Origin of the sequence: Streptomyces adustus (assembly GCF_009377175.1) — a bacterium.
GTDB lineage: Bacteria > Actinomycetota > Actinomycetes > Streptomycetales > Streptomycetaceae > Streptomyces > Streptomyces adustus.
Map to the genome: position 1 here is coordinate 1 of NZ_VJZD01000010.1, position 13,319 is coordinate 13,319.

The 13,319-nt window shown below is 70.2% G+C and carries 15 protein-coding genes; 10 read left to right on the forward strand and 5 right to left on the reverse strand.

Annotated elements, in window-relative coordinates; all coding sequences use genetic code 11:
• Both FNH09_RS04120 and FNH09_RS04125 read left to right on the forward strand, forming a co-directional pair.
• The coding region (locus FNH09_RS04120) for a tetratricopeptide repeat protein (protein ID WP_152885299.1) at positions 1–893 on the forward strand (893 nt) is incomplete at its 5' end.
• A 459-nt stretch (positions 894–1,352) separates the two neighbouring features.
• Positions 1,353–1,706 (forward strand): hypothetical protein, encoded by a 354-nt coding sequence (locus tag FNH09_RS04125; protein ID WP_152885410.1) that lies wholly within the window; start codon positions 1,353–1,355, stop codon positions 1,704–1,706.
• 181 nt (positions 1,707–1,887) lie between these two features.
• Here FNH09_RS04125 and FNH09_RS04130 read toward each other — a convergent pair whose 3' ends face one another.
• Positions 1,888–3,495 (reverse strand): MDR family MFS transporter, encoded by a 1,608-nt coding sequence (locus FNH09_RS04130; RefSeq protein ID WP_152885301.1) that lies wholly within the window; start codon positions 3,493–3,495, stop codon positions 1,888–1,890.
• Positions 3,496–3,746: 251 nt separating this feature from the next.
• Here FNH09_RS04130 and FNH09_RS04135 point away from each other — a divergent pair, with 251 nt between their 5' ends.
• From FNH09_RS04135 to FNH09_RS04145, 3 genes are all read left to right on the forward strand, one after another.
• Complete coding sequence (locus FNH09_RS04135; protein WP_152885303.1) at positions 3,747–4,382, forward strand: TetR/AcrR family transcriptional regulator; 636 nt, start codon at positions 3,747–3,749, stop codon at positions 4,380–4,382.
• 84 nt (positions 4,383–4,466) lie between these two features.
• On the forward strand, positions 4,467–4,844 hold the full coding sequence (locus tag FNH09_RS04140) for a DUF6234 family protein (protein WP_152885305.1): 378 nt from the start codon (positions 4,467–4,469) through the stop codon (positions 4,842–4,844).
• A 100-nt stretch (positions 4,845–4,944) separates the two neighbouring features.
• Positions 4,945–5,283: a thioredoxin family protein gene (locus tag FNH09_RS04145; protein ID WP_152885307.1), complete on the forward strand. Its 339-nt coding sequence runs from the start codon at positions 4,945–4,947 to the stop codon at positions 5,281–5,283.
• 312 nt (positions 5,284–5,595) lie between these two features.
• Here FNH09_RS04145 and FNH09_RS04150 read toward each other — a convergent pair whose 3' ends face one another.
• On the reverse strand, positions 5,596–6,792 hold the full coding sequence (locus FNH09_RS04150) for a HEAT repeat domain-containing protein (protein ID WP_152885309.1): 1,197 nt from the start codon (positions 6,790–6,792) through the stop codon (positions 5,596–5,598).
• A gap of 356 nt (positions 6,793–7,148) precedes the next feature.
• Here FNH09_RS04150 and FNH09_RS04160 point away from each other — a divergent pair, with 356 nt between their 5' ends.
• Together FNH09_RS04160 and cutA are read left to right on the forward strand one after the other, a co-directional pair.
• The gene (locus FNH09_RS04160; RefSeq protein WP_152885311.1) at positions 7,149–7,925 is read left to right on the forward strand and encodes an SDR family NAD(P)-dependent oxidoreductase; all 777 of its coding nucleotides are present in this window, start codon (positions 7,149–7,151) and stop codon (positions 7,923–7,925) included.
• 374 nt (positions 7,926–8,299) lie between these two features.
• On the forward strand, positions 8,300–8,632 hold the full coding sequence (gene cutA / locus FNH09_RS04165; RefSeq protein WP_152885313.1) for a divalent-cation tolerance protein CutA: 333 nt from the start codon (positions 8,300–8,302) through the stop codon (positions 8,630–8,632).
• Positions 8,633–8,743: 111 nt separating this feature from the next.
• On the opposite strand, the gene FNH09_RS04170 is transcribed toward cutA, so the two are convergent.
• Positions 8,744–9,952 carry an MFS transporter gene (locus tag FNH09_RS04170; protein WP_152885315.1) on the reverse strand — a complete coding sequence of 403 codons (1,209 nt, stop codon included), beginning with the start codon at positions 9,950–9,952 and terminating at the stop codon, positions 8,744–8,746.
• A gap of 90 nt (positions 9,953–10,042) precedes the next feature.
• On the opposite strand from FNH09_RS04170, the gene FNH09_RS04175 reads away from it, so the two are divergent.
• Positions 10,043–10,804: a DeoR/GlpR family DNA-binding transcription regulator gene (locus tag FNH09_RS04175; protein WP_152885318.1), complete on the forward strand. Its 762-nt coding sequence runs from the start codon at positions 10,043–10,045 to the stop codon at positions 10,802–10,804.
• Positions 10,805–10,879: 75 nt separating this feature from the next.
• On the opposite strand, the gene FNH09_RS04180 is transcribed toward FNH09_RS04175, so the two are convergent.
• Positions 10,880–11,260: an HGxxPAAW family protein gene (locus FNH09_RS04180; RefSeq protein ID WP_152885320.1), complete on the reverse strand. Its 381-nt coding sequence runs from the start codon at positions 11,258–11,260 to the stop codon at positions 10,880–10,882.
• A 147-nt stretch (positions 11,261–11,407) separates the two neighbouring features.
• Here FNH09_RS04180 and FNH09_RS04185 point away from each other — a divergent pair, with 147 nt between their 5' ends.
• Positions 11,408–11,881, forward strand: a complete 474-nt coding sequence (locus FNH09_RS04185) for a MarR family winged helix-turn-helix transcriptional regulator (RefSeq protein WP_152885411.1) — start codon at positions 11,408–11,410, stop codon at positions 11,879–11,881.
• A 3-nt stretch (positions 11,882–11,884) separates the two neighbouring features.
• Here the strand turns inward: FNH09_RS04185 and FNH09_RS04190 are convergent, their stop codons facing one another.
• The gene (locus FNH09_RS04190; RefSeq protein ID WP_152885322.1) at positions 11,885–12,484 is read right to left on the reverse strand and encodes a TetR/AcrR family transcriptional regulator; all 600 of its coding nucleotides are present in this window, start codon (positions 12,482–12,484) and stop codon (positions 11,885–11,887) included.
• Positions 12,485–12,601: 117 nt separating this feature from the next.
• Here FNH09_RS04190 and FNH09_RS04195 point away from each other — a divergent pair, with 117 nt between their 5' ends.
• Entirely contained in the window at positions 12,602–13,273 is a 672-nt protein-coding gene (locus FNH09_RS04195) for a peroxiredoxin-like family protein (RefSeq protein WP_152885324.1), read from the forward strand.
• Positions 13,274–13,319 lie beyond the last annotated feature (46 nt).

Sequence of the window (13,319 nt, forward strand, 5' to 3'; positions counted from 1 at the left end):
CGGCGGCCCCCTGCCGGCCCCTGTCGTTCACCACCCACGACCAGGCCCTGGACTGGTGCGAGACCGAACGTCCCAATCTGGTCGGCGCGGTCCAGCAGGCCGCCGCATCCGGGCTGACGGGCATCGCCTGGCGGCTGCCCGCCGTGCTGTGGGGGTTCTTCTACCTGCGCAGCCATCTCGGCGACTGGGCCAACACCTCCCGTACGGGGCTGTCCGCCGCGCGCGCCGCCCACGACCGTCCCGGCGAGGCGCGGGCGCTGGGCGATCTGGCCGCGGCGCTGCGCAGCGCGGGCCGCTTCGACGAGGCCATCGACCACTACCACCGGGCCATGACCATCTACCGGGAGCTCGGGGACGCGGAGGGCAGGCTGCGGGCCGTGGGCAACCTGGGCGACGCCTATCTGCACGCCGGCCAGTTCGCCAAGGCCGTCGAGTACAGCCGCCGGGGCCTGGCGCTGGACCGGAAGCTCGGCGACATCTGGGGCGAGGGAATCGCGCTGAGCAACCTGGGCGACGCCTATCAGCGGCTGGGCCGGTACGACGACGCCGTCCGCTGCCTGGAGCAGGCGCTGACCGTCCTGCGTACCGGAGGCAACCGGTGGGTCGAGGGGGTCGCCCTCGACGTGCTCGGCACGGTCCACCACCGGCTGGGCGCCCATGACCGCGCGGTCGACCACTACGACCAGGCACTGGCGACCCACCGGGACATCGGCAACCGGTGGGGGGAAGGGCACACCCTGGGCCACCTCGGCGACGTCCAGCTGGCTGCGGGCGACCCGGAGGCGGCCGACGGCAGCTGGCGCCAAGCTCTGGCGATCTTCGCGGAGTTCGATCACCCGGACGCCGAGAAGATCAAGGAGAAACTCGACTCCTCTCGGCCCACGGCCCGGTAGCCCCGGCCGGCTCGAACCCAGGAGGCAGCGGGAGCAGCACGTCGGGCACCGAAGGCGCGGGGGGTTCCGAGGCGGGACCGCCGGGCTGCGCCCGCTGCTCCGGTCGCGCCGCGGGGCCTTCCGCGTCCGACCCGGTCCTGCGCCGGCTCATGAGACCGCGCGGCCCGAGCCGCGCACGACCGTACGGGACGGGCCGCCCGTACGGTTCCGACGAAGTGAACGACGACGTGGACATGGGGATCCTCCCCGGCTCGACGATCGGCCATCGCGACCGGTCTCGACTGCACAACGGCCGCCGGGCGCCCGACGGTTCAACCCGACACGCGGACCTGGTCTCACCGCTCGCGCCGGAACCGGCCGAGGTGCGGAAACTGCGTGGCTGGCGAGTTCGCGGTGGCGGTATCGTCCGGTCTCCCGATCCGCGCCGTACCAGCGGCCTACGTTCAGCGAGCGATGCAGATGACCAGCCGGCAAGCAACGACGACCCTGTGGCGCCCCACCGGCCCCAAGGAGCTGGCTCTCGTGCGAGAGCTGAACTGGCGTGCCTGGCCGCCCCGACTGCCCGAGCAGCCGATCTTCTACCCGGTCCTCAACGAGGACTACGCGGTCAGGATCGCACGGGACTGGAACGTGAAGCACAGTGGCGCGGGTTTCGTCACTCGCTTCGACGTCGAGTCGGAGTTCTTGAGCCGGTATCCCGTCCAACAGGCCGGCGGACGGACGATCCTGGAGCTGTGGGTCCCGGCCGAGGAGCTGGACGACTTCAACGCCCATATTGTCGGCGAGATCCAGGTGGTCCACGAGTTCCGCTGAGGCGACTACCGGCACTCGACCAACCAACAGGTCGTCATCGACACCCGACCTTTGATGAGCCGGGTCGGGCGAGCCATGACGCCGAAGATCCCCGTCGACGGTGGCGACCCGGGACAAACCGAAAGCCGTCCGGGGCGGTCCGCTGAGGGACCGTCCCGGACGGCTCGGGTTGTGTGGTGGGTCAGCCCGCGGTGGCCGGGGCGGGGGTGTCCTGGTCGGTGCCCTCGGGGGCCGCGTCGGGCTTGGCGGCGGAGTCGAAGCCGCGCAGCGGGACGTGGCGGATGAAGACGGCGATCAGCAGTCCGGCGGCGGCCACGGCCGCGCCCCAGGCGAAGACCTCGCCCACGCCGTCGCTGACGGCCTGCTGGAACACGTGCTGCACCGTCTCCGGCAGGCCCTTCAGGGCCTGCGGCGTCATCTGGGCGACCTCGAACTGGCCGCCGGACGCGCCGGCCGCGGGGTTCATGTGGGAGGTGACGCTGTCGGTGAGGGTGGTGGCGTAGAGCGAGCCCAGCAGGGAGACGCCGACGGAGCCGCCCATGTTGCGCAGGAAGGTCGCGGCGCCGGTGGCGGCGCCTATGTCACGCAGCGGTGCGTTGTTCTGGGCGATGAGCATGGTGCTCTGCATCAGGCAGCCCATGCCGGCGCCGAGCACGACCATGTACAGCGAGGTGGTGGCGCTGGTGGTGTTGATGTCCATGGTGGCGAACAGCGCCAGACCAGCGGCCATCAGGACGGTGCCGGCGATCGGCAGGGCGCGGTAGCGACCGGTGCGGCTGATCACGGCACCTCCGGCCAGCGACACGGCCATGGACGACAGCATCATCGGCATGAGCAGCAGGCCGCTGTTGGTGGCGGAGGAGCCCTGGACGAACTGCTGGAACTGCGGCAGGAAGGTCACCCCGCCGAACATGGCGAAGCCGACGATGAAGCTGAGGGCACCGGCGAGCGAGAAGTTGCGGTTGTTGAAGACCGCCAGCGGCATGATCGGCTCGGCGGCGCGGCGCTCGACGATCACGAAGGCGACGAAGGCCAGCACGGTCAGCACGGCCAGGCCGATGATCGTGGCCGAGCCCCACTCGTACTCGTTGCCGCCCCAGCTGGTGATCAGGACGAGGGTGCTGATCCAGATGGTGAGCAGGGCCGCGCCGGTCCAGTCGATGCGCGCCTTGCCGGTGCCGCGGGACAGCTTGGCCAGGGTGAACCAGCACACCGCGAGGGCGGCGATGCCCAGCGGCAGGTTGACGTAGAAGGCCCAGCGCCAGTTCAGGTGGTCGGTGATGAAGCCGCCGGCCAGCGGGCCGCCGATCATGGCGACGGGCATGACGGCCATCAGCACGCCCTGGTACTTGCCGCGCTCGCGCGGCGGCACGATCTCGGCCATGACCGCCATCACGCCGACCATCAGGCCACCGGCGCCCAGGCCCTGAAGGGCGCGGAAGCCGACCAGCTCGCCCATGTTCTGCGACATGCCGCAGAGCACGGAACCGATGAGGAAGATCACGATCGACGAAAGGAAGGTCACGCGGCGGCCGAGGAGGTCGCCGAGCTTGCCCCAGATCGGCGTGGCGGCGGTCGACGCCAGGATGTAGCCGGTGGTCACCCATGCCAGGTGGTTCAGCCCGCCCAGGTCACCCACGATGGTGGGCAGCGCGGGAGCGACGATCATGTTGTCGAGCATGGCCAGCAGCATCGCGATGACCAGGCCGCTCATTGTCACCATGATCTCACGGTGGGTGAACCTGGGCGGCGCCTCCCCCTCGGCGGTCTTCGTTGCTGTCGACTCCATGGCACGGCCTCTCTTCGAACGGTCACTGCAAGACTGCGAGCAGCCCACGCCGACGGACGCCCCGGTCCACAGGGCGTGTGGACGACGGAAGCGCCGAGAAAAAAGGGGGGATCTGCTCCAGGTGCGGCCCGCGTACTGCGAGGCCGAAGCAGAGTTCGATGGGCACTCCACTTACCTGTCGTTAAGTAAACTACTTGCCGGACGGTAAGCTTGCAAGCCGAACCCCCGGGGACGAGAGAAGGCGGACATCGATGGCGGCAGGGACAGGGCACCGACGCGGCAGCGACACCAAGGCCGAGATCCGCAGCGTGGCCATGGAACTGTTCACCGAGAAGGGGTACGAAGCCACCTCGCTGCGCGAGATCGCCGAGCGGCTCGGGGTCACCAAGGCGGCCCTCTACTACCACTTCACCAGCAAAGAGGACATCGTAGTCTCGCTCTTCGCCGAGCACCTGGCCACCTTCGACGAGCTGATCGCCTGGGCCCGGACCCAGACCCCGGGACCGCAGCTGCTCACACAGGCCATCGACCGGATGATCGACATGGCGTCCGAGCGGGGATCACGGATGGTGCGGTTCGCCCTCGCCAACCAGCGCGTGATCAAGGACCTGCACCCTGGTCACCAGAGCGTCCACGAGCGGATGAACACCCTGTTCGAGGCCCTCACCGGCCCGGGCGCGTCCGTCGAGGAGGCGCTGCGCATCCGCATGGCCCTGCTCAGCGTCAACTTCACCTACTTCGCCGCCCAAGGCCTCGACGCCTCCGACGCCGAGGTCACCGCCGCCGCCCGCAGCATCGCCCACCTGCTGAACCCCGTGACCGCCGAGGCCTCGGCGGCAGCCGCCCCGGTCACGCCGCCGGTCGCCGAGGCTCCGGCCGTCGGCTGATCCGAGGGGACGGCCCCGGGTCACGGCCAGGGGCTGAGTACGGGTACTCATGACGCCGTGTGCCGCGCGGGCGACCCTTGCCGGATGAACGCGGATCCCGAGCGCAGAGGTCGACTCGTGGCCATAGCCGTGGCCCTGGCGGTGGTCGAGGTGGCGGCTCTCGCGCTGATCTGGCTGTCCTGGGCCGCGACCTACTGGTCGTTCGATCCGCAGAGCCACGGCGTGCCGCCGGGTCCCTACCTGCACGAGGCCGCGTTCGTGGCGGTCGCCGCCCTGGTCGCCTCGGTCGTGGGCGCGGTCCGTCGGGCCCACGTGATCACCATCACCCAGATCGTGATGGTTGTCGTCGTCTGCGGGATTCTGAGCAGCGCGAAGGTCGCCGGTGAACGGGCCTACGAGACCTCCTATCGCGATGCCTGCCGCTCCGGCCTGGGCTGCGCCACCACTCCGCCGACGCCATGAGCCGTCACCGGCCACGGCACGGTCACGTCGGGTGATCTCCACGGTATGCCCGTACCGGATGATGGGGGTGGAACGACGGAACGCAAGGTCAGGAGCTTCCATGGTGCAGCGGGTTCACCAACCGCGTGAGGACGCGGAGTTCGATTTCATCCTCAGGATGAGCGCGGCCCCGGTCCTCGCCTACTTCACCGGGGCATGGCCCAAGGCGATCGAGCCTTCGCGGGCGATGGACCTGGTCATGGGTGACATCGCCGAGACGTACCAGGACCGTCTGACGGTCGTCCGCACCGACATCACACGCTGCCCGCGGACGACCGGCCGCTACGAGATCACCGGAGCCCCGTCCTACGTCCTGCTCAAGGAGGGAGAAGCGGTGGCTCACGGTACGGGGGTCCTGACGGTCGCCGAGGCGGAGCAGTTGCTCGAAGGCCACCGGTGAAGAGCCGGGGCGGGTTCGTGCCGACTGCGCTCGGCACGAACCCATTGTGGCGGCGCAACGTCGATGAAAGCAGCCGCCACCGCGAGACTGTCGGCAGCCCGCTGCCGCATCGGTCCGGCAGGCAGTGATCAGGTCGGCCCCAACCTCGTCGAGCACAGCGCGTCGGCCGTCTTGTTCACGGTTACCACCACCAGCCCGGCCCGGTCCCACCCGCGGCATGTGTCCGGCGACCACTGCGCCACCACCCCGGCCGCCCGTCATCCGATTCGGCCTCACCGGCACCCGACATCGGATGTCGGCCTTTCGGCCGACCTAAACACCCCCGACGTATAGGCGCAGAGCGGAGCGTTCCGTCGGCACCTTCCACCGCCTCAGAGCATCCATTCCGCCAGAGGGCCAGCCATCGGCGTCCTGGTCGACGACGAACCGCACGACACGTTGCTGCACGTCGCTCAGGTCTCCGAAGGACTGTGGCCGTTGGGCGGGTTCGCCCGGAAAGACCAGCGTGAACAGCCTGTGTGCTGTGTAGTACCTGTCGTGCCACCTCTCGACGCCCGTGCAGTCGGCCAGGCCGACCAGCACGGCCTCGACCGCCCGGAGCGTCGTGCCCTCGGACGTCTCGGCCAGGGCCATCGCGGCGAGGCTGCCGTAGGAGCCGCTCAGGAACGACATGGTCTCAGCCCTCTCCGGCGGCCGGGCGACAACCTCGATCAGCACGTCGACGACGGCCGGGCCGGCGATGCCGAGCCGTGTCAGCGCGAAGGCGGAGGCCCAGCGCAGCTCGGTGACAGGGCTGTCCAGGTAGCCCTCGATGAAGGGGACAGTCGCCGGATCGCCGAGCAGCCCGAGGGCGACCAGGCCCGTCGCCGCAGCGCCGGGCGAGGCTTCATCGACGACGAACGCCTTCAGCAGCGGAATCGAGGTCGCCGCGGACTCGGGGAACCATGCGAAGAGATTCGCCGTCTCGGCGCGCAGCTCAGGGCTGTCCGAGGTCAGCAGGACGGCGAGGTCGGGAAGCGCCTCCCGAACGGCGTCGTAGGAGAGCACGATCGCTTCGGCGTCGATGAGTACCTGCTCCCAGCTCGCTTCGCGTTGCTCGCGCTGCTCGTCGTCCGTGGCTTCGGCGATCCACTGGGCCCAGTCGTCGGCTTCAGCTCGCAGGTTTGCCAGGTTGTCGCGGTCCTCCCGAGGGTCGTAGGCGTTCGGCAGATGGTTGTTGTCCAGTCCGATCGCGATGGCGACCAGCAGAGCGACGAACCGGTGCCTGTTGACCAATCTCGGGTCGAGCGCCATCCGCACGAGAAACGGAACGGTGTACACCGCAGCCTGCGATCGCGTGCCCTGGTGCACGATGTGGTTCGCGAGCTGCGCACTCGGCGGGTACTGGCCCTCCCAGTCCCCAGCCTGCATCGCCCGGAGGTGTCCAGGGACGTCGTCGGCCTTGCCGTAGGAGTGCTGAAGTTCGGCCCACGGCACATCGTCCAGGTTGGCAAGAGGATCGCTGGTCACAGCAGCAGATCCTGACACACCAGGAGTTCGACGTCGGCCTCATGTCCGCCGCGGGTGTGAGCCGGTGCAGCGCGGCTGGCTTCTCCCAGGGATCCGGTCCGACTTCGTTGGCAGACGGACCCGTTCGACGTCACAGAGCATCGAAGGCCAAGGAACAAGCTCCGAGCAGCCGCCGGCACCGCGGCCGTGACGCCCGCCCGCGCGGTCGGTCGCTGCCTTCACTTGTTCGGCGACTACGGCTATGTACGGGAGTACCCGATCGCCCGTCCGTAGGCGGACGGGCGCATCACCCGTATCTACGCAGGGACCAGTGAGGCCATGAAGGTCATCAGCGCCGAATCCCTCGGCTGTGACGCATGTTCCTGAACGAGTTCTCCGAGCGGCACGGAGTCGCTCTGGTCGCCGGCGGCACCGGCGGCATCGGTTCGGCGGTCGTCCGGCTCCTCGCCGGGCGCGGCAGCGCGGTCGCCTTCACCTACCGCTCCGACAAGGAGAAGGCCGACGCGCTCGCCGGGGAGGTGCGGGCCTCCGGCCGCTTCGTCGGCTCGGTGCGGGTGGACCTCACCGACGAGGAGGCCACCGCGCGGGCCGTCAACGACCTCGCCCGCCGCGGCGGGGGTCTGCACACCCTGGTGTACGCCGCGGGACCGCACGTACCCATGACGCATCTGAGCAAGGTCACGCCAGGCCAGTACCGTGCCCAGCTGGAGGCCGACGCCGTGGCGTTCTTCGATCTGGTGCACCCGGCGCTGCCGCTGCTGCGGGAGAGCCGCGGCAGCGTCGTCGCCGTGACGACGGTCGCCACGCGGCGGTTCCCCGTCCGCGACGGACTGTCCTCGGGCGCCAAGGGGGCGGTCGAGGCCGTCGCCCGTGCCCTCGCCGCGGAGGAGGGACGATACGGCGTGCGCGTCAACTGCGTCGCCCCCGGCATGCTCACCGACGGCATCGCCGGCCGCCTCATCAGCTCCGGCGAGCTGGACGAGGGCGCCCTCGCCGTCACCCGCCGCAACATACCGTTGCGCCGGTTCGGGCAGGCGCAGGACATCGCGGAGGCGGTGGCCTTCCTCGCCTCGGACCGGGCCGGGTTCATCACCGGTCAGGCGCTGGGGGTGGACGGCGGGTACAGCGTCTGACCGACCTCGGGATCAGCGTCCAGGTGACCGCCGCACCGACGACCGTCACCACGGACAGCAGGACCAGCCCCAGCGCCTCGGCCGCCTTCGGACGGGGTGCCGCCAAGCGCGCCCAGCTCGTGTTCGTCTCGCTCCGTCTACCTGCTGCGCACCGGCGGCATCAAGCGCAGTCAGCGCACCACCATTCGGCGCCAGGACGGCTCGTTCGAGGAGAAGGAGACCGTCGATTACGCCGACCCCCTCGGGCCGATCGCCGCGCTCACGCGATTCCTCGGGCGCTCCCAGCCGCCACAATAGGCGCCTGGCCTGACGAGAGCTGCGGCTAGCGAACCACGGCAGGCTTCGTAATTCGCCGACCTGGGGAGAGCAGCCGCATGACCGACATCGTGATTGCGCAGACGACCATCGACGACGCACGGCGGGCTGAGGCTCTCGCGCGTGGCGCTGTCGAGAACCGGCTGGCCGCCTGCGCGCACATCGATCAGCCGTTCACCGCGGTGTACTGGTGGAACGATGCCGTCGAGACTGCCCAGGAGTGGCGGATCTCGTACAAGACGACCGCCGAGCGACTTCCCGAGCTGGAGGCGTGGGTGTCCGAGCAGCACGGCTACGAGGTGCCTGAGTGGATCACCGTCCCGGTGACCGGGGGCTCAGTGGCCTACCTCGCCTGGGTGGCCGAGGAGACCAGGCCTCGCCCCGCCGTCTAGCCCCTCGCGCTGCGAACTTGCGCAGGTGTCGGGCGAGTTCGGGCCCAGCCCCGGCAGTCGGGGAGATGGAGGCTGGTACGGCACGGGGTCAGGCCCGTGCCGCACCAGCGGTCAGCGGTCGGCGGTGGCCATCTCGGTGCGGGGCATGCGGTCGGATCCGGTGCGCAGGATCCCGGCGGCCGCGGCGGTGGTGACACACAGCAGGGTCAGCAGGACGAAGGCGTGGTTGAGGGGGACGAGGTGGGTGAGCCAGCCGATGACGGCGGGTCCGGCGAGCATGCCGACGTAGCCGAGCCCGGCGACCCGGGAGACGTTGGCCCCGGCGGCAGCGGGGTCGGCGTGACCGGCCGCGCTGAACAGTTGCGGGACCGTGCCGGACAGGCCCAGGCCGAACAGCGCCCAGCCGATGAACGCGGCCCACATCCACGGGGCGAGAGCCACGAGCGTGATGCCGACGGCGGCCATCGCCGCTCCGTGGCGCAGGATCGCCATGGAGCCGAACCGGGCGACGAGGCGGTCCGCGAGCAGCCGGCCGATGGTCATGGCCGCCGCGAACGTGCCGTAGGCGAAGGCGGCCGTCCCGGCGGGTGCGCCGAGAACGTCCTTCAGGTGCAGAGCGCTCCAGTCGTTCGCGGCGCCCTCGCACAGCATGACCATCAGCGCCAGGACGGCGAGCAGCCAGATGCGTCCCCTCGCGCTGCCGGGCGCGGTGTCCGGTACCGCCTCGGTCTCCGGCGGGGAGTCGGAGCTCTCGGCGTTGGGGGCGGACGGCAGGAGCGCACGGATCGACACCAGGGCGACGACGATGCCCACGGCTCCCATGGCGGCCATGCTGGCGACCGGGGTCAGGCCGGCGCTCGCGGCACCGGCCGCGACGAGCGCGGCGACGACACCGCCGACGGAGAACGTGGCGTGGAAGCCTGACATGACGGGCCGTCCGTAGGCCTTCTCCACGTGCACGGCGTGGGCGTTCATGCTCACGTCCAGGCAGCCGTTGCAGAACCCGAAGACGAACAGGGCCCCCGCCAGCGTCCAGGGGTCCCGGGCGAGACCGGGCAGGATCAGGGACGCGCCGCACAGCACACCACTGGCGGGAACGACGACGCGCGCGCCGAAGCGGTCGGCCAGGGGGCCGGCCACCTGCATCCCGGCGAAGGCCCCGAGCCCGAGCAGTACCAGCAGGCCGCCCAGTGCCGCGTGGCTGACACCCACGCGCTCCTCGACGGCGGGAATGTGCACCACCCAGGCACCCATCAAGGTGCCGCACAAGACAAAGTAGACATAGGTAGCCACACGGGCGGCTCGAAGCGAACGTTCCATACCGCTCACCGTAACGAACAAGTTGAATGTTCGAAAGCCTTGAAATTGAACACGTTGCATGTTCATTGCGCGGTGGTGTTCAATCCCCGTATGAGCAACGCAGAGCGGCACGGGCTGATCGCGAAGGCCGTCAGGGACTCCGGCGCCGCCACGGTCCAGGAGCTCGCGGAGCTGACCGGCGCCTCGGAGATGACCATCCGGCGCGACCTCGACACCCTGGCGGCCCAGGGCGTCCTCGAACGCGTCCGGGGCGGGGCACGCACCTTGCTGCTCAGGGGCGAGGAGCCCCCCTTCGCGCTGCGCACCAACGAGTCGGTCGACGCCAAACGCCGGATCGCCGCCGAGGTCTGCGCGCTCATCGCCGACGGCGAAAGCGTCCTGCTCGACAGCGGCACCACCTGCCTGGAAGTCGCCCGCCTGCTGCGCGACCGCCCCGTCACCGTCATGCCGCTGTCCCTCCAAGCCATCAACCTGCTCAGTACGGCACCCGGCCCGGCCACGCTGATCGTGCCCGGCGGACAGCCCCGGGCCGCCGAGGGAGCCCTCACCGGCCCCCTCACCCTCGCCTCCCTGGCAGCGCTGCGCTTCGACACAGCCGTCATCGGCTGCTGCGGACTGAGCGCGGCCGACGGCCTGACCGCGTACGACCTCGACGACGCCGCGGTCAAAAGGGCGGCCATGACCTCGGCACGCCGGGTCCTGCTCGCCACCGACGGCAGCAAACTCGGCCACACCGCCTTCGCCTACGTCGGCCCGTCCGCGCTCCTGCACACGCTCGTCACCGACACCACCGCACCCCCCGACGAGCTGACCGCACTCGAGGACGCGGGCACCGTCGTCAAGATCGTCTGACCACCCCCGCACCGCCGGGCGGGTCACACTCGGACACGAAGGCGACCTGGTGCCACCGGTGGCACCCGGGACGGTTCATCCGTGGTCGGCCGACAGGACGGCGGCAACGACCGTCTCCTCGGCTCGGGTTGCCACCTGTCGGCGGGGTGCATGTCGCCCGGCGAGGCGGCAGCCGAGGCAGTCCGGGTGTCCGCCCCGGGCGGCGAGGTCCCTGACGCGCCAGTCCCACTGGGCGGCCGGGCGCGGGCCGGTCGGCTTGCCCCAGCCCGCCAGGTGCAGCATCCATGTGGTCAGCAGCGCCAGGACCAGTACCGCCACTCCCCCGAGCGCGAGCAGCCCCGAGGCCCTGACCGTCGCGAGTCCGCACAGCCCGAATCCCGGCACCGCGATGCCCACACCGGTCCAGCCGGCGACAGTGTGGCCCAGGTCGTGTTCGTCGTCACCGTGGATGAACATGATCGTGCTCCCTGGGCTGTGAAGATGGTAGGGCTGACCCGCCGTGAGATCTCTTATCTCGCGAGCTAATTATCTTAGATACTAAGGGGACTCGTGAGCGATCACAAGACGCGCCCGGCCGCAACGGCAGACCAGGCCCTCTATGCCATGGACCGGATGATCGCCACCGCCCAGTTCGGACAGCAGGACATCGCCCGTCGGATGGGTCTGAACGTCACGGACCTCACCTGCCTGGGCTTCCTCATCGAGGCCTCCACGGCGGGCGAGTCACTGGTCGCGGGCGATCTCGCGGAGCGGGCCAGGCTGACCACGGGAGCGGTCACGGGCGTGCTGAACCGCCTGGAGAAGGCCGGCTACATCCGGCGCACCGCGGACCCGAGCGACCGTCGACGGGTGTACGTGGTCATGGAGGAGACCGCCCAGGGGCGCATTGTCGAGATCTACGGCCCCGTCTACCAGCGACTGGCGGCCCTCTTCGGTGACTACGGGCCGGAGGAGATCGCCGTACTGACGGACTGGTTCACCCGCGCCCGCAGCATGTTCGACGAGGCGCTGCACGAGATCCGAGAGGGAGCATCGGCTTCACCGTCACCCGACGCGTCTCGATCCCGTCAGGGATGACGGCTACTCGGCCGGACGGCCGCCGAGTGACCCCAGTGCGGCAACCACGGTCGCGCTCAGCGAACCGGCCTCGGCGCCCGCGCGGGAACGCAGGTTGACGCCGTAGGTGAGCAAGGCCAGCAGGTCGGCCGCCGTGGCCGGGTCGGTGGCGGGAGCCAACTGGCCTTCCGCCTCCGCGACGAGCAGCACCGCATGCAGGGCCTCCCGCAGTTCCTCGTGGTGCCGGTCGAGGAAGGCACGGACGTCGGGGTCGCCGTTCTCCGCGCCGGCCTGCGCGTTGGAGACCAGGCAACCCCAGCGCGCGTACGCGCCCGAACAGCGCACCGTGATCAGCGCGTCGAAGAACTCCGCGACGGCGGGCAGCCCCCGGCGGTCCTCGGCGAGTCCGCGGAACGCCGGCCGGGACCATTGCTCGCGGTATCGCTCCAGCGCGGCGAGGTAGAGCTCCTGCTTGCCGCCGAAGGTGGCATACAGGCTGGAGCGGTTGAGGCCGGTCGCGGTCACGATGTCCTGGATCCCGGTCGTGGCCACGCCCTGGTGCCAGAACAGCCGTACCACCGTGTCCAGCGCCGCGTCCGGATCGAAGTGCTTGACGTCCGGCATGTGCCACCCCATCAACTTGAAACAATGATTCCAAGATACCTGGCGCGAGGACAGGGCCGTCGTTATCTTGGAACGGTCGTTTCAAGAAGCTCGTTCCACGGATGCGGAGGAACCCCGATGACCGACCTCGCCACCGAACTGCTCGCGCTCAGCGCAACCCGGGACCAGCACATCCCCGTCGAGATGCGCCAGGTCATGGACCGGGCGGCCCAGGAGCTCGCCGACTCCGGTCAGGGCGGCCGTGCCCGCACCGTCGGCGAGCCCGCACCGCGCTTCACCCTGCCCTCCGCGACCGGCGCCCTGGTGACCCTGGACGACCTGCTCGCCTCGGGCCCGGTCGTCCTCACCTTCTACCGCGGCGCGTGGTGCCCGTACTGCAACCTCGCCCTGCGCGCCCTCCAGCGGCACCATGCCGACATCACCGCGCGTGGCGGCCGTCTGGTCGCCGTCTCCCCGCAGATTCCCGACGAGTCGCTCACCCTCACCGAGAAGCACGGTCTGGCCTTCGACGTCCTCAGCGACCTCGGCTCCGACACGGCCAAGCAGTACGGCCTCGCATTCGACCTCCCCGACGAGCTCGCCGCCGTCTACGACAAGCTCGGCTTCGACCTCCAGCGCGTCAACGACAGCCACCCCCGCACACTGCCCCTGCCCGCCACGTATGTCATCGACCGGGGCGGGGTGATCCGCTGGGCCTTCGTCGACACCGACTACACCGCCCGCGCCGAACCGGCCGACGTCGTCGCGGCCTTGGACATGCTCGGCGAAACCGGCGACGGCATGAATTAGGAGAGTGCGCGGCCGGGAGACGGCTCGGTGAGCACTGAGCCGGTTC

What these genes read in the sequence shown, in the direction of transcription:
- FNH09_RS04125 (WP_152885410.1), top strand. Translation starts at nt 1,353, where the DNA reads ATGACCAGCCGGCAAGCAACGACGACCCTGTGGCGCCCCACCGGCCCC.
- FNH09_RS04130 (WP_152885301.1), bottom strand. Translation starts at nt 3,495, where the DNA reads ATGGAGTCGACAGCAACGAAGACCGCCGAGGGGGAGGCGCCGCCCAGG.
- FNH09_RS04135 (WP_152885303.1), top strand. Translation starts at nt 3,747, where the DNA reads ATGGCGGCAGGGACAGGGCACCGACGCGGCAGCGACACCAAGGCCGAG.
- FNH09_RS04140 (WP_152885305.1), top strand. Translation starts at nt 4,467, where the DNA reads ATGAACGCGGATCCCGAGCGCAGAGGTCGACTCGTGGCCATAGCCGTG.
- FNH09_RS04145 (WP_152885307.1), top strand. Translation starts at nt 4,945, where the DNA reads ATGGTGCAGCGGGTTCACCAACCGCGTGAGGACGCGGAGTTCGATTTC.
- FNH09_RS04160 (WP_152885311.1), top strand. Translation starts at nt 7,149, where the DNA reads ATGTTCCTGAACGAGTTCTCCGAGCGGCACGGAGTCGCTCTGGTCGCC.
- cutA (WP_152885313.1), top strand. Translation starts at nt 8,300, where the DNA reads ATGACCGACATCGTGATTGCGCAGACGACCATCGACGACGCACGGCGG.
- FNH09_RS04170 (WP_152885315.1), bottom strand. Translation starts at nt 9,952, where the DNA reads ATGGAACGTTCGCTTCGAGCCGCCCGTGTGGCTACCTATGTCTACTTT.
- FNH09_RS04175 (WP_152885318.1), top strand. Translation starts at nt 10,043, where the DNA reads ATGAGCAACGCAGAGCGGCACGGGCTGATCGCGAAGGCCGTCAGGGAC.
- FNH09_RS04180 (WP_152885320.1), bottom strand. Translation starts at nt 11,260, where the DNA reads ATGTTCATCCACGGTGACGACGAACACGACCTGGGCCACACTGTCGCC.
- FNH09_RS04185 (WP_152885411.1), top strand. Translation starts at nt 11,408, where the DNA reads ATGGACCGGATGATCGCCACCGCCCAGTTCGGACAGCAGGACATCGCC.
- FNH09_RS04190 (WP_152885322.1), bottom strand. Translation starts at nt 12,484, where the DNA reads ATGCCGGACGTCAAGCACTTCGATCCGGACGCGGCGCTGGACACGGTG.
- FNH09_RS04195 (WP_152885324.1), top strand. Translation starts at nt 12,602, where the DNA reads ATGACCGACCTCGCCACCGAACTGCTCGCGCTCAGCGCAACCCGGGAC.